The sequence below is a fragment of the Winogradskyella maritima genome (assembly GCF_042650215.1).
Lineage (GTDB): Bacteria > Bacteroidota > Bacteroidia > Flavobacteriales > Flavobacteriaceae > Winogradskyella > Winogradskyella maritima.
The window spans coordinates 40,739-61,051 of record NZ_JBHSAT010000020.1 but is presented as its reverse complement, the minus strand read 5'-3'; the positions used below and the strand labels follow the sequence as shown (position 1 = coordinate 61,051).

22 protein-coding genes are annotated in these 20,313 nt (G+C 37.5%); 5 read left to right on the top strand and 17 right to left on the bottom strand.

Annotated elements, in window-relative coordinates:
• Positions 1–942 precede the first annotated feature (942 nt).
• Positions 943–1,419, bottom strand: coding sequence for a hypothetical protein (locus tag ACFOSX_RS11490; RefSeq protein WP_386101058.1), 477 nt, complete (start codon positions 1,417–1,419; stop codon positions 943–945).
• A gap of 149 nt (positions 1,420–1,568) precedes the next feature.
• Complete coding sequence (locus tag ACFOSX_RS11485) at positions 1,569–2,282, bottom strand: class I SAM-dependent methyltransferase (protein ID WP_386101055.1); 714 nt, start codon at positions 2,280–2,282, stop codon at positions 1,569–1,571.
• A gap of 193 nt (positions 2,283–2,475) precedes the next feature.
• Here ACFOSX_RS11485 and ACFOSX_RS11480 point away from each other — a divergent pair, with 193 nt between their 5' ends.
• Positions 2,476–3,543 (top strand): tyrosine-type recombinase/integrase, encoded by a 1,068-nt coding sequence (locus tag ACFOSX_RS11480; protein WP_386101052.1) that lies wholly within the window; start codon positions 2,476–2,478, stop codon positions 3,541–3,543.
• A 36-nt stretch (positions 3,544–3,579) separates the two neighbouring features.
• On the opposite strand, the gene ACFOSX_RS11475 is transcribed toward ACFOSX_RS11480, so the two are convergent.
• From ACFOSX_RS11475 to ACFOSX_RS11445, 7 genes are all read right to left on the bottom strand, one after another.
• On the bottom strand, positions 3,580–4,413 hold the full coding sequence (locus ACFOSX_RS11475; RefSeq protein ID WP_386101049.1) for a GIN domain-containing protein: 834 nt from the start codon (positions 4,411–4,413) through the stop codon (positions 3,580–3,582).
• Between the two features lie 162 nt (positions 4,414–4,575).
• Positions 4,576–5,304 (bottom strand): head GIN domain-containing protein, encoded by a 729-nt coding sequence (locus ACFOSX_RS11470; RefSeq protein WP_386101046.1) that lies wholly within the window; start codon positions 5,302–5,304, stop codon positions 4,576–4,578.
• A gap of 31 nt (positions 5,305–5,335) precedes the next feature.
• Complete coding sequence (locus ACFOSX_RS11465) at positions 5,336–5,971, bottom strand: DUF3471 domain-containing protein (protein WP_386101043.1); 636 nt, start codon at positions 5,969–5,971, stop codon at positions 5,336–5,338.
• 173 nt (positions 5,972–6,144) lie between these two features.
• Positions 6,145–8,016, bottom strand: coding sequence for a PspC domain-containing protein (locus tag ACFOSX_RS11460; RefSeq protein WP_386101040.1), 1,872 nt, complete (start codon positions 8,014–8,016; stop codon positions 6,145–6,147).
• Positions 8,016–8,354 (bottom strand): PadR family transcriptional regulator, encoded by a 339-nt coding sequence (locus ACFOSX_RS11455; RefSeq protein ID WP_386101037.1) that lies wholly within the window; start codon positions 8,352–8,354, stop codon positions 8,016–8,018. Before ACFOSX_RS11455 ends, ACFOSX_RS11460 begins: the two co-directional genes overlap by 1 nt.
• 136 nt (positions 8,355–8,490) lie before the next feature.
• Positions 8,491–9,039 carry a hypothetical protein gene (locus ACFOSX_RS11450; RefSeq protein ID WP_386101034.1) on the bottom strand — a complete coding sequence of 183 codons (549 nt, stop codon included), beginning with the start codon at positions 9,037–9,039 and terminating at the stop codon, positions 8,491–8,493.
• Positions 9,040–9,063: 24 nt separating this feature from the next.
• Positions 9,064–9,510, bottom strand: a complete 447-nt coding sequence (locus ACFOSX_RS11445) for a DUF4870 domain-containing protein (protein ID WP_386101031.1) — start codon at positions 9,508–9,510, stop codon at positions 9,064–9,066.
• A 148-nt stretch (positions 9,511–9,658) separates the two neighbouring features.
• Here ACFOSX_RS11445 and ACFOSX_RS11440 point away from each other — a divergent pair, with 148 nt between their 5' ends.
• The 3 genes from ACFOSX_RS11440 (at position 9,659) to ACFOSX_RS11430 (ending at position 11,503) form a co-directional block, all read left to right on the top strand.
• Complete coding sequence (locus ACFOSX_RS11440) at positions 9,659–10,114, top strand: DUF4442 domain-containing protein (RefSeq protein ID WP_386101061.1); 456 nt, start codon at positions 9,659–9,661, stop codon at positions 10,112–10,114.
• A gap of 249 nt (positions 10,115–10,363) precedes the next feature.
• The gene (locus ACFOSX_RS11435; protein WP_386101028.1) at positions 10,364–11,164 is read left to right on the top strand and encodes a TIGR00266 family protein; all 801 of its coding nucleotides are present in this window, start codon (positions 10,364–10,366) and stop codon (positions 11,162–11,164) included.
• 141 nt (positions 11,165–11,305) lie between these two features.
• Entirely contained in the window at positions 11,306–11,503 is a 198-nt protein-coding gene (locus ACFOSX_RS11430; protein ID WP_386101025.1) for a hypothetical protein, read from the top strand.
• Between the two features lie 218 nt (positions 11,504–11,721).
• Here the strand turns inward: ACFOSX_RS11430 and ACFOSX_RS11425 are convergent, their stop codons facing one another.
• From ACFOSX_RS11425 to ACFOSX_RS11390, 8 genes are all read right to left on the bottom strand, one after another.
• A complete protein-coding gene (locus ACFOSX_RS11425) occupies positions 11,722–12,660 on the bottom strand; it encodes a LysR family transcriptional regulator (RefSeq protein ID WP_386101022.1) in 939 nt (312 codons plus the stop codon).
• Positions 12,661–12,793: 133 nt separating this feature from the next.
• The gene (locus tag ACFOSX_RS11420; protein ID WP_386101019.1) at positions 12,794–13,207 is read right to left on the bottom strand and encodes a DUF2141 domain-containing protein; all 414 of its coding nucleotides are present in this window, start codon (positions 13,205–13,207) and stop codon (positions 12,794–12,796) included.
• A 158-nt stretch (positions 13,208–13,365) separates the two neighbouring features.
• Positions 13,366–14,697, bottom strand: a complete 1,332-nt coding sequence (locus ACFOSX_RS11415) for a DUF58 domain-containing protein (RefSeq protein ID WP_386101016.1) — start codon at positions 14,695–14,697, stop codon at positions 13,366–13,368.
• A 44-nt stretch (positions 14,698–14,741) separates the two neighbouring features.
• Positions 14,742–15,740 carry an AAA family ATPase gene (locus ACFOSX_RS11410; protein WP_386101013.1) on the bottom strand — a complete coding sequence of 333 codons (999 nt, stop codon included), beginning with the start codon at positions 15,738–15,740 and terminating at the stop codon, positions 14,742–14,744.
• The gene (locus tag ACFOSX_RS11405) at positions 15,725–16,942 is read right to left on the bottom strand and encodes a DUF4350 domain-containing protein (protein WP_386101010.1); all 1,218 of its coding nucleotides are present in this window, start codon (positions 16,940–16,942) and stop codon (positions 15,725–15,727) included. Before ACFOSX_RS11405 ends, ACFOSX_RS11410 begins: the two co-directional genes overlap by 16 nt.
• The gene (locus ACFOSX_RS11400) at positions 16,942–17,673 is read right to left on the bottom strand and encodes a DUF4129 domain-containing protein (RefSeq protein ID WP_386101007.1); all 732 of its coding nucleotides are present in this window, start codon (positions 17,671–17,673) and stop codon (positions 16,942–16,944) included. Before ACFOSX_RS11400 ends, ACFOSX_RS11405 begins: the two co-directional genes overlap by 1 nt.
• Positions 17,674–18,558 (bottom strand): hypothetical protein, encoded by an 885-nt coding sequence (locus ACFOSX_RS11395; RefSeq protein WP_386101004.1) that lies wholly within the window; start codon positions 18,556–18,558, stop codon positions 17,674–17,676. It abuts the gene before it with no gap.
• Positions 18,555–19,562, bottom strand: coding sequence for a stage II sporulation protein M (locus ACFOSX_RS11390; RefSeq protein WP_386101001.1), 1,008 nt, complete (start codon positions 19,560–19,562; stop codon positions 18,555–18,557). Before ACFOSX_RS11390 ends, ACFOSX_RS11395 begins: the two co-directional genes overlap by 4 nt.
• Before the next feature lie 34 nt (positions 19,563–19,596).
• On the opposite strand from ACFOSX_RS11390, the gene ACFOSX_RS11385 reads away from it, so the two are divergent.
• Positions 19,597–20,313 carry an RDD family protein gene (locus ACFOSX_RS11385; RefSeq protein ID WP_386100998.1) on the top strand — a complete coding sequence of 239 codons (717 nt, stop codon included), beginning with the start codon at positions 19,597–19,599 and terminating at the stop codon, positions 20,311–20,313.

Sequence of the window (20,313 nt, the reverse complement as noted above, 5' to 3'; positions counted from 1 at the left end):
AATATGATTCATAGAATTCAGTTTTTGAGTCCGAAAGAATGTATTCAATCAGTTCAAAAAGTTGATTTTTATCTATGATTTCTGTTCTCTGCATTAGCTTTGCTCAAATTACACACAACGGTTTTGTGTATGGCTCGTTGCGGTAAATCCGCGAGGATTTTCCGCCGTGAACCGAAGATAGCAAATTGCAATGAATTCCGATTAGGAATTCAGTCGCAATGAGCTATACACGTTGTTGTAACACGTTTTTATATTCAGTATAATTTTCTGTTTATTTTCATTATTTGTAAACTATCATTCGGTTTATCCATAAAAAAAGCAGTAGGTCCAAGTGGTCCCGTAATAGCTAAGATTCCATAATCTTTATTGAATATAATTGGACTCATTCCGTCTATAATAGGTTCTGTCATTTCGTATTTATCAAACCAAATTTCAGAATTCGAATTGCTCTGTATTACTTTGGATTCATATTTTTTATATTCTGTAAAGTCAAACTGAAGTTCCTGATTTTTGTTTGAGTAACTTACCTTTAAATTCCGAGTCGAATCTGTTGTACTTTTATATTCATATTTGATTATCGAATCACGAACTGTTTTTATGAGTAAATATTCCGTTCGAAGTTTCAGATTGTCATTAGATGACATTCCGTATAAATATCTCGATTCCGTAAAGATTGATTTTGGGTCGGTTGGGATTTCAGCGTATCTTTTCTGAACATAGAAAAATAAAAAAATAACATACGCTAAAGCCGAAACTACGATTATAGCAAATACGAAAGTCAGTATGTCTTTAGTTTTTCTCAAATGTGTTACAACGGTCTCGTATAACCGTCAGTTACGGGTTAATATAGGCAGACTTTTCGATTTAACACAGGCTTTAGCAATTCCGCGTGGATTCGGACGTAGTCGAATCCGCCGTAATTGCGGTTATACATTGTTGTGCCTAGTTTTTTATCCATTCCAAGTCAAGTACGTCTCGTAATCTATTGAGGCTTTGTCTCGATAAAAACTTAAAAGCAAGCCCGATAAAAGCGTATCTAATTATTAAAATTTGTCCAATTACAACCAAAATAAAAATCGGATTAGGTTCTTCTTGCCCTGTTAATATTGCGATTAAAATTCCAACAATGGGGAAGCAAAGAATGATACTTATTAAAATCCGAAAGACTTTATGTATTTCCACTTTCACGTTTCCTTTGTCAGATTCAATTGCTCCAGTCATTACGCAAAAAGCTCCTTTTCCAATTGCAGATGATATTAGTTTAAATTCGTTTCCGTTTATTATTCCGCGAAATGATTTGTCGGTATGTTGAGAAGTCAGATTTTCAGACTTTTCCGTTCTCCGATTCAGTCGATTCAGCGTTTCAGCTTGGTCGTCTATTAGCTTAAAATTCAGCTCTTTGGTTGGGAATATTTTCATTTCTCAAATTAGGCACAACGTTTCCGGCTATGGGTAGTTGCGTGACTAAGATACAACTTTTACAAGTACACACCAAACTGAAAATTTCGCAGAAATTTTCAGATGTAACCCAAGCCTAAGCAATTACTTATAGCCAGTGTTGCCAATAGTTATTCTTTTTTTATACCTTTAATTCCAGTTGCACATCCATAAAAGTATTCCACATATTCAACTTTAAATTCAGGTCGATTAAAAATCTGATAAACTCTTTTTGAGTTTCCAAATTCTTCTGTATAAACTCCCAACATTTTATAAGTTTCTGGACTACCCAAAAATAGTTTTCCTAAAATAGGGATGACATTTTTTAGGTAGAACATATAAAATGACTTTAAAAATTTACTTTTTGGAACAGATACATCAATTAATGAAAATTCTCCATTCGGTTTTAAAATTCTTTCAATTTCGGATGCTAATTTTTCAAGTTGTTCGTCATTAAATGTTTTTAATCCGAAACCTGAAATAACAAAGTCGGCACTTTCGTTAACAATGGAATTCTCAAAGACGTTTTCTTTTAGAATTTCAATTTTTGAGTTTTTAAAATTCAATTTATTCTTTTCTGCTCGATTAACCATTTCTGTCGAAAAGTCAAGTCCAATTAGCTTTGAGCTTTTGTCTGATTTTTTAAGGATATGTTTCCAACACTCTCCCATTCCTGTCATTAAATCTACAACAATTTTACCTTTTTCAATTCCGATTTCTTCAACACATTGTCGTCTCCATCTTTCACTAAATCCAAATGAGGTTATGTAATTCATTTTCGAATACGAACTGCTCATTTTATCAAATAGTCTTTCAACAAATTTAGGTTCGTAGATTTCTTTCATTCGTGAAGTTGGTCAAAATTATTGGCAACACATATATATACGCAATACCTATGTGTTTTCCGTTTTTTTGTTGTGTACGTTAAATCTACTGCTATTACTGCAATAATCAAAATTGCGCAATGCGTATTTTGTATATCACGTCAAAAAAATATGTATTTTTACAGTATAATGATATATAAAATACGAACATTTTGTGGATTTAAATAACTATACATTTTCTTTGGGAGAGCACAGGGGTAAAAAAGTGGTTTGGATAGCCTTTCCCCATCGCCAGCATCTTAAGCACGATTTAAAGAGACGTTGCCCTTCTGCACGGTGGAGCCAGTCCAAAAAAATGTGGTATCTGCCAGATATGCCAGCAGTAAGGGAAACTTTGCAACTTCAGCATAAATCCCCAATAGATAAATATCTTGTAACCATAAATCCTGTAAATCACCAGGCGCTTAGTCAGTATTATGACCAACTAAAATTAAAAGCATACAGCCCAAACACCATTAGAATTTATTTGGCCGAATTCACGCACTTATTATCGCTTTTAAAGGGCCATAACGTTGATGAATTGAGTCATAAAAGATTAAAGGATTACTTCCTTTACTGTGTAAAAGTTCTTAAAATGAGCGAGCGCAAAATGAATGGAAAAATAAACGCCGTTAAGTTTTATTTTGAAAAGGTAAAACACCAACCGACCCTGTTTTTTGATATTCCTAGGCCGAAAAAGCCGGCAACACTACCAAAAATGCTGAGTCAGGCGGAAATAAAACGAATTTTTAAAGCCGTAGATAATCCCAAGCACTTATTGATTTTAAAACTATGTTACGGCATGGGATTACGTGTTAGTGAAATCGTGAAAATTAAAATTGCACATATAGACGGTGACCGTATGCAAGTGCTTATTGAAGGTGCAAAAGGAAAAAAAGACCGTTACGTTAATTTACCAAAAAGCGTTTTAGAAGAATTACGATTATTCTATAAAGTAGAAAAACCCCAAGAATGGTTGTTTACAGGACAATATGGCGGACCCTACAGTACAAGAAGCGTTCAGGCTATATTTAAAAGAGCAATGCTTAAAGCAGGAATCAACAAGAAGATTGGGGTTCATGGCTTACGTCATAGTTACGCGACGCATTTATTGGAGAGTGGCGCGGATTTAAGATTCATTCAAAAACTGTTAGGTCACAATAGCATTAAAACAACGCAAACCTATACACACGTCTCTAAAAAAGCATTGAATAATATTGAAAGCCCACTAGATAAGCTGTAGACTAAACTATTTCGTAATAAATTCGGACTGAATACCTTAAAGCTCCTTCTTCTGCAACTTACAAGTCCCCGTAAAAGTATCTAAGGAAATTTTTGGTTCACCAAATAGGTAGATTTCACTATCGCCAGAAGCATTGATACTTATACTGTCTTCTACATGAAGCGTAGCATCGCTATTGCCTTCAATTAAAAGACTAGCGACCATTATGGTATAATTTTTTCCTTTGAAATTTGAAGAATTATCTATTCTAAATGAAACGTTTTCAGCATCACCTTCTATATCGGCATCGGCGCGCTGGTAAAGGTCATACGTCGCGGATGGACTATTGATTAAGGCTTCAAGCTTACTGTCATCACTCAGAACAATCGCGGTGGAATCTGCACTGAGATTGAGACGCATTTTAGATTTACCTTCAGAAGTGTATTTAAAATTCTTGGCCTTAATGTTAAGGTAGGTTTTGGAGTTTCCTGTTGTGGTCAATTCCACATCATTTAATTCTAAAGACGTAAGGGAATGTAACTCACTCTTATCATGCACCTCAATAAGATTCAAGGGTTCCGAATAATTTATGGTAATGTTTAATTTTCGTCTTGAAGTGATTCGCTTGGTGGCACCAATACTGAGGACGCCATCGGAAACTTCAAACACAATAACATCATGCAGATTGTCGTCAGCTTCAATTTCAACGGAAGGTTTGGCGTTATAGACCAAATCAATATCCAACTCCGTGCTGATAATCAAACCCTGAAAGGCATCTAAATAGGTCTGCTTCACCGTAACGTTACGGTCGCCCTTAATTTTTTCATCTTGTGCATCACTCACACTAAAGGCGCCAAGCACTAAAACTAAACCAATGATATATCGCTTCATCTTATATTCTGTTTGTAATAAACAAATATATACAAAAACCATCCCAAAGTGATTCAACGCCCTGAAATGGCTTTCGCTTTTTTGATTGATTGGTTTTTATTTTTTAGTCACTTCACCCAAAGTCACTACCGCCAACTGCCAACTGCCAACTGCGACTAAAAATCACTGCTTACGCACCGACCCCAATGAATTGTCACTTTTTTTCACAGTAGTAGGATTACCGTAATACCTAACATCCGCACCACTTGTGGCACTTGCGCTAAGCGAATTAGACGAATGCACTCTAATATCCGAACCGCTTGTAGCTGATACTTTGGAGTCTTCGGCTTTTAAATCTTTCGCGTTGATATCACTTCCGCTAGTAGCTTCGGCAATAAGATTGACAGTTGTACCACGGACAATTAGGTCGCTACCGCTGGTGGAACGGCATTCAAGATTTTTGGTTTTCACTTCAACATTTAAATCGGCACCGCCAGTGGCTTTCAGGATTAAATCGTCGTAGACCAAAACCGTTTCCGAAAATACATCGCTTCCACTTGTGGCTTTTATTTCTTCTAAGTCTTTCACATTAACACGAACAATTTGTGCTTTGGAACGTCTAATATTGTCCGAAGCAGATATACGAAGTGTATTACCTTCAACTTCCGTGGTTATAATATCATGAAGATTCTCATCGGCTTCCACTTCAAGGTTGGGAATATTAGACTGTGTGATGTAAACATCCAAGCCACGGCTTACCGAAATTCGGTTAAAGTCTGAATTTATTTCTCGTGTTTCAGTGACTACTGTACCATTTCCACTCACGCCTGTGTTGATATTCATATCGAATTGGCAAGAGTGTAGCATCATAGACAGTAATGTTGCTGTAATTAGTTTGATTAGTGTGTTCATAATGATTGATTTAATTGATTGATGGTTTGAATTATTGTTTTATGGCTTCTTCCACGATGTTTCCATTTTCGCGTACAATCATCTTTTCTACGTCGCCACTTTCAGTTGTTATAAATTCAAAAGTTAAAGGTGCTTGTTGATGAAAAAATATCGATTCGGATGATGCCTTAATCACAGAATTCATTTGTCCTGCTTTTAGGGTTAAATCCTTTTCATTGAGATAAATGTGCACGTCTCCAGATTTCGGAGCTACGTAATGCCCAGTATAGGATTCTAATAGTTCCATTGAAACTGAAACAGATTCAGTATCCGTTTGAACATCTTTAGATATATGATTATAGCTTAAAACACGCTTTAGCTTCCAAGACTTATTTTCTAATAGCCACAAGTGGGAAAACAAAGCAGAGTTATTACTCTCTTCAAAAGTTATATTACGCTTTTGCGAAAAAAAGTGCGTACCATTTTGCAGGGCTCCGTATAGTTTTCCGTTATCGTAAAGTGGAAAAACGGCACTTCGTCCTGGTACTAAATAGCGATATATTTTTTCCGTGTTTGCCGGATTACAAATACCATTTTGCATGGAGCTCAGGAATTCAGATTTTGAATTTTCTACGCCTGATTTATCATGATAAAATTCTAGGTCATCAGTCAATAGGTCTTCAAACATTGAAAGCTTACAATTGTTAAACCCTTCATTAAATAACAGGCTGTCGTTATACATTATAGTGTCATATAACTCGGAGTTCTTTTCGGCCTGTGCATTAACTGATAGCGCTAGAAACAGAAAGCATATAATTGAATAAACGTTTATTTTATTATGTATTTTCATTATCTAATAACTTACTGGTTAATACTATCAGTAGTAATACTGACGCCGTCCTGGTCATTGATTTTTACTTTTACATCAGTTCCTTCAGCTTTGAAGCCTTCACCGTTGATGCTAATATTTAAGCTATCTCTCGAAATATTTAGGCCATCTTCGCCATTGATTTTGAGACTGCCTTTATCACCGTTGATGTCAATATTTACCTTAATACTGTCGTCATCATCATCGGTTGGACAGGTATCGCAAATGACATCATCAGTAATGATTTCTAGATAGTGACCTTCTTGACCGTTGTCTAAAATATCATTATACCAGCTAGAATTTCTATGGAAACTCCGTGTGTTGTCGTCAGCATACAGATAAGACCCTTCAGGTAAATAGAGAATTAACTCTACACGTTGGTCACTAAACTTATTATCGGCATTCGTGGTTAAATAAGAGTCTAACGCCAATTCGTTATTGGCAAAGTCATAGTTATAATTTATGTTGTCAGCGCGTTCTTTGGCGATGTCAAAATTACTGCCATAGGCCACTTTTTCAATTTCTAATCGTGCTACAGAATCCGTTGTAGAGCGAACAATAAGTCTTAAATCAGAAGTTGAAATTATCTTTTCATTATTATCATCTCTAGTGATGTGATAGCCGTGCGAATTTCTATAAAAATTACGACTGTAATTTCTGTTGGTCACCATTTTTAGGTTAAGTGTATCGCCTTGTTTAATGTCGAGATAAGATTCACTAACGCTAGACGCATCAATGGCACGTTCCGTAGCCTGTTTTACGCCGATAACGATGATGCCAATTAGCGCCATCAACCATACGCCCAGCAATGCGAACTTTGCCACATTGCCGATGGATTTCAAATTGTTGACCAAAATGCGTAATCCTATGTAAAAGACAAAGAAAAAAGGAATGGCAACCAAAAAGAACAACAGCGTTGACATTAGCCAAATTGGGACGTTGGCCATATTGGAAGCTTCAACAAAATCCCAGCCTGGGAAATGTACGGCATTGGTAATTCCTACGGTAAAAAAGGCAACAATAAGCCCTATTAAAGCACTGATACCTGTAATGATAAGAATCACACCGATAAACTTGGCAAACAGCTTCAGGAAAAACAGTAAGACATCCCCAAAAGTATCAAAGAAGTTTTTAGAGTTGGATTTTAATCGGTCACTCTGCTTCTGAAAATCTACTTTCTTCGCCGCATCCGATATATTATCGGACACTTGGTCAAACCCCTCTTTTATACGGTCACCATGCTTTTTAAAATCGACATTCTTTACCGAATCTGAAACCGAATCAAATCCGTCTTTAATTTTTTTTTCGATGTTACTGATATTCACCGGGTCGCCCGTCATCGTCAATTTTTCAGACGTAGTTCGTGCTTCAGGCACTAAAGCCCAAAACAGCAAATAGATGAGGATAAATGTACCGCCAGAGCCTAATGCTAAGAGTATCCATAAGAGACGTACCCAAACCATGTCTATACCCAAGTAATGTGATAATCCAGACGATACACCACCAATATAGGAGTTGTCCGTATCTCGGTATAACTTTTTGCTTGAGCCTTGAGGACGTCTTTGTCTGCTAGCTTGTGGCTCGTCTTCAAAAATTTCGTCATCGACCAAATAGTCTTCCGGCTGTCCCATAATGGTAATCACCTCGTCTACAAGACTAGAGTTGACCACTTGTTTATCATTTTGTATACGCTCGCTAAAGAGTTCTGCAATACGAGCTTCGATGTCGGCAATAATTTCCGACCGTCCTTGAGAGTCAGTAAATGAACGTTTTATAGCCTCAAGATAGCGCTGTAACTTCAAGAATGCATCTTCATCTATGTGAAAAAATACACCTGCTAAATTTATATTGACTGTTTTATTCATTATTTGGTAGTTTTTGTGCTGGTTACTAGGTTAACGGCGTTTTGGAGATCGCTCCAAGTACCATTTAATTCATTGAGAAATAATTTTCCGGTTTCGGTAAGCCCGTAATACTTGCGTGGCGGTCCCGAGGTGGATTCCTCCCAACGGTAGTTGAGGAGGCCGGCGTTTTTTAATCTTGTCAATAGCGGATAAATCGTTCCTTCTACAACAAGCATTTTAGCGTCCTTCAACGTGCCGAGAATCTCTGCGACGTACGCATCTTCATCCTTTAAAATGGAGAGGATACAGTACTCCAACACGCCTTTACGCATTTGTGCTTTTGTGTTTTCTATCTTCATGTTAGACCTTGATTTTTAATTTTTTAAACTGTTCGTTTTTTGATTGAACTGAAGCCATCCCGACAGTCCATCGGGATAGTCTCAGCTCATTGATTGGTTGATTGATTTGATTGAGTATTTGATTGATTGATGATTTTTATGTCGATAAATATTGATTTGAATAGACCAGTCCTGTAATGCCAATACTTAGAATTATGAATGTAAAAACATTGGTCTTTACGGGAATTAAATGTTGTCGTGATGCTTGAATACTAAGTGTAATTAACAATAGCGTGACTATCACAGGAAGCGTCATTTTACCAATTCCAAGCCAAGAGCTAACCCGTGCTTCGTCGTTTGGCATCCCAATGTAACTGATAACACTGGCCATCAATCGCATTAATGCCGTAATAAACAGAAACGGATACCATAATACTGAGCCAGATGTGCTTAACAATTTGTAAACCACAACAGCCTGAAGCATCGTAAAAACAGGTCCAGCAATGCTTACCGCTTGTTGATGCCATGGCTCACTATAACTCTGACCTTCAGCTAAACTTACCGAATTCAATGTCATTTCCATATCGTAACCCAAAAGTGTACCTGTGAGATAATGCGCACCTTCATGGAGCAAAAAAGTCAACACTACCGCCAATAGGCAGATAACGATATACTTAAGATTCATTATGTTTTTTGAAGGGTTCATAGTTTTGTCGGAATAGGACTTCGGTTATTTTAAAAATTGAATAGTCAATGGATAGGTATAGGTGTTGCCGTCTCGTGCCGAAAGGCTTGCTTTTATAATAAAAACCAATTCCAACAGGAAACCCAAAAAGGCCAGAATACCCAGACCACCTCCGATATAAAGTAGAGGGGAAGGTTTTCCTATGTTAAGATGGAAATTGTCAAAACCATTAAAATCGATAAAGTCAATACCGTGAAAAAACTTGAAAATAAAAAATGGAATTGAAATGGTCCCAATAATCAAGGCATAAAGCAAAATACTAATCTGAAAATTAATGGCCTGTTTACCATGTTGGTCCACAAATTCTGATTTGTCTTTATTCGCTACCCACAAAACAATAGGGCCAATAAAATTCCCAAACGGAATTAAGAATCTCGAAAACGTCGATAAATGAATAAACGTGGCGATGTTTTTTTGGTGGTTATCTGGCATGGTTGAAAAAGAATATAATAGTTTCTTATGCAAATATATATCTAAAAAAAGGTATTATGCAAAACATAGTACCATAAATTAACATTTTATTAACATTGGATAATCTTGAATATATGGTCTATTTTTAGCCTTACAAATAGATATGACAATGACCATAACACCTTCCAAACTCAATAAATACCTGATGTTTAAACTACCTGCCGCTTATTTCTGTGGGGTAAGAACAACAGCACTTTCAGATGATACGTGCACCGTAAGCGTTAAACATCGTTGGATAAATCAGAATCCATTTAATTCTATGTTTTGGGCCGTTCAAGGTATGGCCGCAGAGTTGACAACAGGCGCATTGGTGATGAAAAAGATTCGCGAAAGTGGTAAAAAAGTCTCGATGCTCGTTGCCAATAACAATGCATCATTTTCTAAAAAAGCTACGGGCCGAATTATATTTCAATGCACCGAGGGTCATAAAATTGACGACGCCATCACCAAAGCCATAGCAACCAATGAAGGACAAACCGTTTGGCTCAATGCTAAAGGCACTAATGAAGAAGGCATCGAAGTTTCGGATTTTAATTTTGAATGGACGCTTAAAGTGAAATCGTAATTCTAGTGTAAAGTGTAGAGTCGAAGTATTCAGTCGCAGTTTGCAGTAGCGAATATCATAAGGGTTGGATTTTGGAATTTTGATTTTGGAATTTTTCGGATGAGTCTTTGCGACTTTGCGTGAGACAACTTCAGCATGCCTTGGAATTTGGAATTTAGTTCATGAAATTTATATTGGTTGTAACAATTCTTCAAACTTCATTACATATAAACAGTCAATCAAAATATTAATCAAATAAATTTTTAAAAAATGACGTCACATGAAATCGACTATCGCATCTACGGCGAAGAAATGCAATTCGTAGAAATAGAATTAGACCCACAAGAAGGTGTCATCGCGGAATCAGGAAGCTTTATGATGATGGACGATGGTATAAAAATGGAAACTATTTTTGGGGACGGTTCTCAAAAAGATTCTGGTTTTCTGGGCAAAATCCTTGGTGCCGGAAAACGCATACTCACAGGCGAGAGCTTATTCATGATTGCCTTTTACAATAATCTTGTTGGTAAGCGTAGCGTTTCTTTTGCATCGCCATATCCCGGAAAAATTATACCTGTAGACCTCACTGAATTTGGCGGTAAATTCATTTGTCAAAAAGATGCCTTTCTCTGCGCCGCAAAAGGTGTAAGTGTTGGTATAGAATTCAGTAAAAAACTGGGGCGTGGTTTGTTTGGAGGTGAGGGCTTCATTATGCAAAAATTGGAAGGCGATGGTATGGCCTTTGTCCATGCCGGAGGTACCATGGCTAAGCGTGTTTTAGAACCAGGCGAAACTTTACGGGTAGATACGGGATGTATCGTTGGCTTTACGCAAGATGTCAATTATGATATTGAGTTTGTAGGTGGTTTTAAAAACACTGTTTTTGGAGGTGAAGGCTTGTTTTTTGCAAAGTTGGAAGGACCGGGAACCGTGTTTGTTCAATCTTTGCCATTTAGCAGATTGGCTGGTCGTGTGTTGGCAACAGCACCACGCGGCGGTGGAAAGGATAGAGGAGAAGGCAGTATTCTCGGTGGATTAGGTGATTTGTTGGATGGGGATAATCGGTTTTAGGTCGTATTTATTAACATAATCCTGTGTTAAACTTTGAAGCCTTAGAATTAAACAATCGCTTTTTTTTATATATTTAAGATGAATTAAAACCATAAGTGCCTATTCCATACTTTACCCTTTTTAACTAAACCTATAATAACTATGGCGAGAGCAATGTTTGAGTACACTAAAACTGTACTTAGAAAGGTTAGTTTTGATGCTACATTATTCTGTAAGGAGGTTCAAAAAGCCGTAAGACGCTTATTACCTTATGAATTAGAAGAACTAAGAATTTTTATTCAAAGTTTGGTACATCAAAATCCTGAACTCAATCAATGTCTAATTTACCTAAAAGCATAAAAAATAGCGACCCACGGTCGCTATTTTTAGTTTATAGTCCTAAGAACGTCATCGCAAGAAGTGATTGTAAAGAGCGCCGTGGTGATCTCATTATTTATTGAAAATTGACTTTAAAAGATTACCACATCACGCTTTTGTGTAATTCTTAATGACGCTTCAGGAGCGAACCTTGTAAAAATCTTCTAAAATAATTGTAGTTTAAAACTCCTTCCGTATATCTACCTGGAAATCGGGCTGATAATCTTCACATTACTAAAGGCAATGGCGCCTCTTATGATTCCAGAGATTTCATTAAAGAGTGCGTCAATAATCTGCATCTTTAATTCACTCTTATGATAAATAATACTGACTTCCCGTGCTGGGGAAGGCTCTTCAAACTGTCTTAAATTCTGCTTCATTTTATCGCTGATATCCAGAGTATGTAAATGGGGTAGAAGTGTCATGCCCATACCTTCATCAGCCAGTTTTATTAACGTTTCTATGCTGCCACTTTCCAACTGAAAGTGGTCTTCGGCCGTTTCATCTATGGTTCTGCATAAATTCATAACGCCGTCACGGAAACAATGACCATCTTCTAACAAAAGAATATCGTTGAGGTCTAAATCTTCGACCTTTAATTTTTCTTTATCTTTTAAATGATGATGGTCGGGAATGTAAGCCACAAAAGGCTCGTAATACAGCACACGTTCCTTAATATTGTCACTCTCCAACGGTGTTGCAGCAATGGCAGCGTCTAGATGGCCATCACTGATGCGCGTCATGATTTCCTCTGTGGTTAACTCTTCAATCTTAAGTTTTACCTTAGGATATTTCTTGATGAAGTTCTTTAAAAACATAGGAAGTAAGGTTGGCATTACGGTCGGAATGATACCTAAACGAAACTCCCCGCCAATAAACCCCTTTTGTTGGTCCACGATGTCCTGAATTCTATCTGCTTCATTTACAATATTCCGCGCCTGATACACAATCTTTCGCCCAACGTCCGTTAATGCAATAGGTTTTTTGCTACGGTCGAAAATGAGGACATCTAATTCGTCTTCAAGCTTTTGAATTTGGGTACTTAGCGTCGGTTGGGTAACAAAGCATTTTTCCGCAGCCTTAGTAAAGTTTTGGTGTTCGGCTATCGCTAGCGCGTATTTAAGTTGTGTAATAGTCATGGGTAATTCAATTAGACTATAAAATTACAAAAACCGATTTATAAAACCTATCGAAATATGTTTTGATATGTCATAAAAAAAGTCGCATATAGCGACTTTTCTTATTGATTTTTGATTGATTGAATTGTTATGACTAGAACCTAATCTTAAGGTCTAAATCTTTATCTGATATAATGAACTTGGCATCATCATACTGTGGTGGGCCAAAGCTCATCACGTTATTGGACGTTCCGTAGTTTTCCTTTGGCATTCCGTTTGGTTGAAAATCCATTTTATCATTTTCATTGGCATCATGCAAGGCAATGATAGCGTATTCTCCAGGAGCAACATCTTCAAACGTGATGGATACTTTACCGTCCTCAATTTTACTTTCAGCAGTGGCAACAGGTGCGGCTTTCATAAAAGTGTCTTTGGTATGCAATGCAAAGGATACTTTTCCTTCATTACTGACGACATTGTCTACGGTTACAGTGATAGTTCTCGTGTCTTGGGCAAATCCCATTAAACTAGAAACGACTAAGGCGATGGTTAAGATTAAATTTTTCATAATGTTGTGGTTTTTGTGTTATTAAAATCTGTTTGTCTTGATTGATGCTTCAAAGATGCGACAGATTCCTAGTTTCACTAAATCGTTCTGACCGAGTTGTAAATTTTGAAGGATGAATTGTAGTTTAGTAGGTAGTCTGTAGTCGGTAATTGGAAAACCTATAACAAACCTCGCGCCTTAATCTCCAAATACTTGTTGATGGTATTAATCGTCAAATCCTCAGGTGCAGTAAGAATACACTGAATACCGTATTTCTGAAGTTCTTTAACCATCAATCGTTTTTCAAAAGCAAATTTCTCCGCAATAGTTTTATGATAGATGGTTTGAAGGTCTTCTGCATTGGTTTCAATAAGTGTGTCCAATTCCGTATTCTTAAACAATATCACGACTAACATGTGTTTTTTTGAAATCGCCTGGAGATAAGGCAACTGCCGTTTTAAGGCACTTATATGTTCAAAATTGGTGTAGAGAAACAAAAAACTACGTTGTGTTACCTTCCGTTTTAGTTGCGCGTAGAGTAAGCCAAAGTCGGCTTCAGAAAATTGTGTATCAATATTATATAAGGTCTCTAATATTTTGTTGAGATAGGTGATTTTATTGACGGCTGGCAGGAACGTTTCAATCTGTTTTGAAAAGGATAATAGCCCGACTTTATCATGCTTTTTCAAAGCCACATTGCTAAAGGCTAAGGCCGAATTAATAGCGTAATCTAAAAGCTTCAGTTCGTTAAACGGCATTTTCATTACACGTCCCGTATCTATAATAGAATAAATGGGTTGTGATTTTTCATCCTGATATTGATTGACCATCAACTGTCCAACTTTGGCTGTCGCTTTCCAGTTTACGGTTCTAAAATCATCACCTTTAACGTATTCCTTAATCTGTTCAAATTCCGAAGTATGTCCAATACGGCGAATCTTTTTAAAGCCAAATTCTGTTAAATGGTTACTAATCGCCAAGAAATCGTATTTCTGCATCTGAATGATACTCGGATAGACCATCACCATCTGGTCTTTTTGGTACTGGTATTTTCGTTTTACCATTTTTAAAGGCGAAGAGACGTAAACATTTAAGTGTCCAAAAACATATTCGCCACGGTCAACAGGTCTTACCAAATACTGAAAATCATGGTACTGTTGTGGCGCAATGTTGACTTGATATGAGAAATCACGCTTCTGAAATTGCTTTGGTAATTCATCAATGACATCAACATGGGTTTTAAAACCATAGCGATTAATTAATGAAATCGGAACTGGATTAGGATCACTGTTTGAAAACTTGTCTGGTAATAAACGTCTTGCCTTAAATCGGTCTGTTTTGCCGTAAAGCAAACTTAAATCTAAAATGAACAACACTACCAAAATTAAAACCACTATACAAGCCACCGTAAAAAATACGGGCACCCAATACGATACTAAAAAGCATAGCGATGCCAGCCCTATATAGTAATAGAACTGTTTATGGATGTATAACGATTTTAAGAATTTCATTTTTTTATTTAGAATGACTGCCTACTGCGACTGTAAACTGATGACTAGCGCGGTACCTCCACCGATTGCACAATCATTTCCACCACATTTTCCGTATTCATTCCTTCCATTTCTCGCTCTGGCGTAAGTATCATTCTGTGATTTAGAACTGGATTCAAGGCGCGTTTTACGTCTTCTGGTGTGACAAAATCCCGACCGTTAATGGCGGCGAAAGCTTTGGCCGTATTTAAAATAGCAATGGATGCTCTCGGCGAACCTCCTAAATATAAATGCGGATGGTTTCTGGTTTTAGAAACCAATTCCGCAATGTATTTGATGATCTTTTCTTCAACGATAATCGATTGTGTTTTATGCTTATAATCTTCAAGCGAGGCCGTATCTAAAATAGGATTGATTAAGGTTTGCGGTGCTTTCCCTTTACGCTCGTGATGAGAGGCTATAATTTCGATTTCTTCCTCTACTGACGGATAATCGACCTTAATCTTAAAGATAAAACGGTCTAATTGCGCTTCAGGTAAGGCGTAAGTCCCTTCTTGCTCAATCGGGTTTTGGGTGGCCAAGACCATAAACGGCGCTTCAAATTTGTAAGTTGTACCATCTACTGTGGCTTGGCGTTCCTCCATAGTTTCAAACAATGCGGCCTGGGTCTTGGCTGGCGCACGGTTGATTTCATCAATCAATACAATGTTAGAAAAAATAGGACCTTTATTGAATTCAAACTCCGAAGTCTTCATATTCAACACAGAAGTTCCCAAAACATCACTCGGCATTAAATCTGGCGTAAACTGAATACGGCTAAAATCTGTTTTCAACACCTTTGCAAACAACTTCGCAGTCACAGTTTTCGCAATACCGGGAACACCTTCAATAAGGACGTGACCATCCGCGAATAGTGCTACAATGAGCAATTCCACAAAATTGTCTTGTCCAACGATGACTTTTTTCATCTCGGCTTTAATGTTTTCTACCGCAGTTTTTAATCCATCTAGATTAATGCGATTGTCAAAATTTAAACCATCATTTTGTTCTAACTCGTTTTCCATGTGTTATGGGATTTAAATGTTTCTATAAGGCTGTTGAGCCGTTCTAGTTGTATGTTATTTATAGTTTGATTATTCTGAATGTCCGATATAAATTGAAATAAATGCTCGGTGTCTTCCAAAGAATTGTTGCTTCGGGAAGCGAGGTTCTTCAAAAATGATGCATCGATTTGCGACGTTTGAAGATGAAACACATTCCGAATGTACTCCAAGAAATGTTGAATCTTATGTTCTGCAATTTTCTTATGCTTACTGCTTTGGTAATACATGTCTGAAATCGTGCGAGTAAAGGCAATCGTCTGATTGGTCAATGGTTTTACCACCGGAATCGCCCGTTGTTTGCGTCGTCCTTCAAAAATGATATAGAACAAAACACCAATCAATGCCATGTAATATGCCCATTTGAGATAGCGGTTATTTAAAAACAGATACATGGGCGAGGTGTAGAACTTTTTGCCCGATTTGTAATGCGCATCTAAATAAATAGGCGCGTCTAAATTGATGTATGACAGCAAGCCAGCCGTATAATCTTGATTGGGCGAATTCAGCATAAAATAGTTGGTAAAGGCTTGCGGAAACGTACTCAATATAATGTTACCATCGCCAAAAGGCTGTTTTATAGCATTGGCCAACGGTTGTTCCATACCCAACGAATCCGAATATTTGTCAACCAAACCAATAATCTTGGTCTGTGACGAATCAATATCCGTGAAATGATAGAGAAAATTCGCCTTATCGAAGACATAGGTTGTGTTTTTGTCTAGGTTGGGGTTAGCCAATTTTACCTGATACTGATTGTTGAAATTATTGAAAGTATTGATAACACTAGTATCCAAATTCAAGGTATCCATAAGTTGATAGCCTATATCGCCCGATGCTACAAATAGTGTGTTCCCTTTAGCAGTCCAGTTGAGCAGGATTTCCAGTTCGGCATCATCAAAGGAAACACCATTGTTGTAGAATACATAGGTGCCGGAGATATCATTGTTCCGTAAATATTCAAACGGTGGACGGTCTACGGTTTGTACTTGGTCAGAAAGCCGTTCTAACTGTTCCTTAAAGACATAAGAACCAAAAGGAATTTTATGATGTGTAGTATACGAGGGAAACCAATTAATGGGTTTCGGTTTGGTCACTTCTGCAAACACAAGACCTAGAATAACAAGGCTAGCCAGGGCGATATAGAGTTTTCCTTTTTTACTCATCAGGACTTTATATCATTTTGAAGGGTTAAAAAAGGCAGTTTCAAAGTTTCAAACTTTAGGGCGTTTACTTCAAACTCGCCATACCACACATAATCATAAATCCGTGTGATATTTTTAAAATGGGTTTTTAGGAGTGGCGTTTCAATCTCATTCAAATAATCAGAATTTGTTTTCTGTGGTTGCCATTCTATGGTTTCGTTTTCGGAGAGTTTCTTCAAACTTAACAAATAGTAATACCGAATCGCCAGTCTAAAATTATTTTGATTGATGGCCTCCTTGATTAATGCTGGGATGTCTTCGTTTTTAATTATTTCTTCCTCTTCAGACAGTGAAATAGAGCCTTTATTTCGGCTGAGGGTCATGGCATTGTTGGAATTGACTCGTAGGAAAAATTTAATCAGCAGAAATAGGAGCAGAGCCAATAGAATCCACGGGACAACTTTTAGCATGAAGTATAGGAATCCTTCAGCCGTACCTACGCCGAAAATAGCTTCCCAAAATCGGGTTAATATGTTTCTGAGCCAGCGTTTAAATTTGGTCCAAAGGTTGTCTTCCGGCTCAACTTCAACGTAGTTAAAGTCATCATCAGCTTTATAGTTTTTTAGGTCGTCTTCAGAAATCTCGGGTGCTACAAAAGTCTCGGTATCGTAATATTGGGATTGCAGGGTGTCTTGACCAAAACTGAATTGGACAAGGCAAACAAAACATAAAACGAGGGTGAGTCTCAGCATCTAGTCTTCTATATGGCCTCCAATATTACTAATGCTTTCGTAAGTCCCGGTAAAGTTGCGCTTTTCATTAAGGTGGAAATAGATGACAGCACCACCAACTGTAATAATAAAGCTTAATAGGAATTGAAATAACGTGCCGACAACGTTTAGCAGAATATAAAATGGGTCTGTAAACGTATCAAAATTAGCAGGGTCTATTTCCCCTGAGAAAATCCCCATTTTGGCGTAAGTGTATATCACGGTTGGTATAGCAATAACCATATTTAAGGCATAGAAGATAAGACCTAGGACGATAATAGTTCCTAAGGCCAACCAAAAATCTTCATTAACCAAATAAAAACTATGACTGTAGGAGTCTGTTGCACCTCTGCGACGCTCAAACACATAAATACTAAATACAATAGTCATTGGGACCATGGCATAAAATACAGGAAGTATACATAGTAATAGTGAAAAAAATACGGTAATCCCTTTCAATATGCCCAATCCGAAAAATCCCCAAAATGCACCGTATACATTGCGCTTGACTTCGGTCATATCTACCGCACCCTTATTGTCTACATACGATTTAATATAGAAAAGGATTGTTGCCTCTGATAAAATATAAGCAACCACTGCAGTTATAGCGTAAGCAATTAATGCAATGAATATCATTCCATCTCCAAATACACTAAATGGGTCTGGGTCGTTGACATCAAAGTTAAAGGCATCCCCAGCACTGTAGGTATACAATGCCAAAGCGAATAAGAACAGTAAAATGGCTGGTCCTGCAATTTGCATCAAAGCGCGCATCAATGGTTTGAATTCATTTCTAATAAACCCAAAGGTGGTTGAGAGTATCGTCCCGAAATCGCGCTGTTTTTTAAATTCTATATAGTTTCTCATGCTGTTTCTAGTTGGTGTAATTCAATAAATTCGGTAGTCTGGCTTTCTTTCTCCATACGCTTATGCAATTTTATGGGGTAAAACACATAATACCATAAAATGAGTGCCAATGAGCTGGCTATAATCAGTATGGCTAACCAGTCGGGCATTTCTGTATGGCGGGTCACGTAACCTTCCAAAAAGCCGGCAACGATAAATAGCGGTACCGTACTCACCACAATTTTTAGCCCATTAAAAACACCTCTTACAAATGAGTCTAATCGAGGATAGGTGCCCGGAAATAATATACCATTTCCCATCACCAAACCTGCACAGCCTGCAATGATTATGACTGAAATTTCAATAGTGCCGTGAATCCAAATGGTTCGTGCAGATTCCCAAAGTAAGCCTTGCTCGTAAAAGAAATATTGAAAACTCCCCAGCATAATACCGTTTTGCATCATGATGTATAATGAGCCCACACCGAGCATAATGCCATAGCCGAAAGCCATAAGCGCCACTTTTATATTATTAAGGGTAATGCCTAAGAACATATTAAATTCGCCCTGTTCTTTATAAACCCCCATGGGGTCGCCTTTTTCAATGTTTTCCAAAGTCATGTTAACGTACCCATCACCAAGAAAGCTACGCACAAAATCGCCATCATTGGCGGCGGAATACGCACCTACAATGACAAATAGGGCAAAGGTTAAAAACGCAATAAGTAGTTCTCTATGATGACTATAGAACATGAGCGGAAACTCTGTTTTAAAGAAGGAAATCAATCTATTTTTTGGCTCACGCTTTGTTTTGTAAATACGCTGATGCGCATTAGACGATAGTTGATTTACGTAACGTTCCGTGTTACTGCCAGGATAAAAGGTTTTGGCATAGCTGAGGTCGTCAGTAATTTCTATGTACAAGTCCGAAAGTTGGTCGGGGTCTAAATGGGTTTTATTTGCTAAGACGCTTTCAAATTCTAACCATTTATCTTTATTTTGCTTTACGAAAGCCGCTTCGCGCATAGCCTGTTTTTTAGGTAATCAAAGAAAAGAAAATATGAATGAATTCCAAATAGAAACTGCCCAAAATGTAGGGATAACACAAAATGCCGCTGATATCGGCGATCGGCTTTTGGGATACATTATTGACAGTTTGATTATTCTATTTTATCTCATTGCCAGTATTTTGTTATTGGTGTCTTTAGATTTGGACATGAGAGACACTTGGGCCATTTATTTGTTGGTGTCTTTACCAGCGTTTCTCTACTATGTCCTGCTTGAAACGTTCTGGAATGGGCAAACCGTTGGAAAATATGTGCAACGTACCAGAGTGGTAAAATTAGATGGTTCTAAACCAAGTTTTGCCAATTACTTCATCAGATGGATTCTTAGAATTGTAGATGTTGTCATTACAACAGGTGGCTGTGCCGTACTGACTATTTTGATTAAGGGTAACGGACAACGTTTGGGCGATATGGCGGCAGGAACGACGGTCATTAGCGAACGTAAAAAAGTCACCATCAACGATACCATTATGAAGGAGGTGCCTTTAAATTATGTGCCAACATACAGCCAAGTTACCGTGTTGAACGATGCTGATATGCAAACTATAAAGTCACTATACACCAAAGCGGTAAGACGTGGCAACCATAATGTTATTCTGAATATTGCCCAACGTCTCGAAAAGGTGATGAAGATTGAAGCCAAAGAAAACGCAACGGATTTTGTGGCGAAGGTCATTTCAGATTATAACTACTACACCCAACAATTATAA

Excerpts from the sequence above, each read along its gene's own strand:
- ACFOSX_RS11490 (WP_386101058.1), bottom strand. The coding sequence starts at position 1,419 with ATGAAAATATTCCCAACCAAAGAGCTGAATTTTAAGCTAATAGACGAC.
- ACFOSX_RS11485 (WP_386101055.1), bottom strand. The coding sequence starts at position 2,282 with ATGAAAGAAATCTACGAACCTAAATTTGTTGAAAGACTATTTGATAAA.
- ACFOSX_RS11475 (WP_386101049.1), bottom strand. The coding sequence starts at position 4,413 with ATGAAGCGATATATCATTGGTTTAGTTTTAGTGCTTGGCGCCTTTAGT.
- ACFOSX_RS11470 (WP_386101046.1), bottom strand. The coding sequence starts at position 5,304 with ATGAACACACTAATCAAACTAATTACAGCAACATTACTGTCTATGATG.
- ACFOSX_RS11465 (WP_386101043.1), bottom strand. The coding sequence starts at position 5,971 with ATGTTTGAAGACCTATTGACTGATGACCTAGAATTTTATCATGATAAA.
- ACFOSX_RS11460 (WP_386101040.1), bottom strand. The coding sequence starts at position 8,016 with ATGAATAAAACAGTCAATATAAATTTAGCAGGTGTATTTTTTCACATA.
- ACFOSX_RS11455 (WP_386101037.1), bottom strand. The coding sequence starts at position 8,354 with ATGAAGATAGAAAACACAAAAGCACAAATGCGTAAAGGCGTGTTGGAG.
- ACFOSX_RS11450 (WP_386101034.1), bottom strand. The coding sequence starts at position 9,039 with ATGAACCCTTCAAAAAACATAATGAATCTTAAGTATATCGTTATCTGC.
- ACFOSX_RS11445 (WP_386101031.1), bottom strand. The coding sequence starts at position 9,510 with ATGCCAGATAACCACCAAAAAAACATCGCCACGTTTATTCATTTATCG.
- ACFOSX_RS11440 (WP_386101061.1), top strand. The coding sequence starts at position 9,659 with ATGACCATAACACCTTCCAAACTCAATAAATACCTGATGTTTAAACTA.
- ACFOSX_RS11435 (WP_386101028.1), top strand. The coding sequence starts at position 10,364 with ATGACGTCACATGAAATCGACTATCGCATCTACGGCGAAGAAATGCAA.
- ACFOSX_RS11430 (WP_386101025.1), top strand. The coding sequence starts at position 11,306 with ATGGCGAGAGCAATGTTTGAGTACACTAAAACTGTACTTAGAAAGGTT.
- ACFOSX_RS11425 (WP_386101022.1), bottom strand. The coding sequence starts at position 12,660 with ATGACTATTACACAACTTAAATACGCGCTAGCGATAGCCGAACACCAA.
- ACFOSX_RS11420 (WP_386101019.1), bottom strand. The coding sequence starts at position 13,207 with ATGAAAAATTTAATCTTAACCATCGCCTTAGTCGTTTCTAGTTTAATG.
- ACFOSX_RS11415 (WP_386101016.1), bottom strand. The coding sequence starts at position 14,697 with ATGAAATTCTTAAAATCGTTATACATCCATAAACAGTTCTATTACTAT.
- ACFOSX_RS11410 (WP_386101013.1), bottom strand. The coding sequence starts at position 15,740 with ATGGAAAACGAGTTAGAACAAAATGATGGTTTAAATTTTGACAATCGC.
- ACFOSX_RS11405 (WP_386101010.1), bottom strand. The coding sequence starts at position 16,942 with ATGAGTAAAAAAGGAAAACTCTATATCGCCCTGGCTAGCCTTGTTATT.
- ACFOSX_RS11400 (WP_386101007.1), bottom strand. The coding sequence starts at position 17,673 with ATGCTGAGACTCACCCTCGTTTTATGTTTTGTTTGCCTTGTCCAATTC.
- ACFOSX_RS11395 (WP_386101004.1), bottom strand. The coding sequence starts at position 18,558 with ATGAGAAACTATATAGAATTTAAAAAACAGCGCGATTTCGGGACGATA.
- ACFOSX_RS11390 (WP_386101001.1), bottom strand. The coding sequence starts at position 19,562 with ATGCGCGAAGCGGCTTTCGTAAAGCAAAATAAAGATAAATGGTTAGAA.
- ACFOSX_RS11385 (WP_386100998.1), top strand. The coding sequence starts at position 19,597 with ATGAATGAATTCCAAATAGAAACTGCCCAAAATGTAGGGATAACACAA.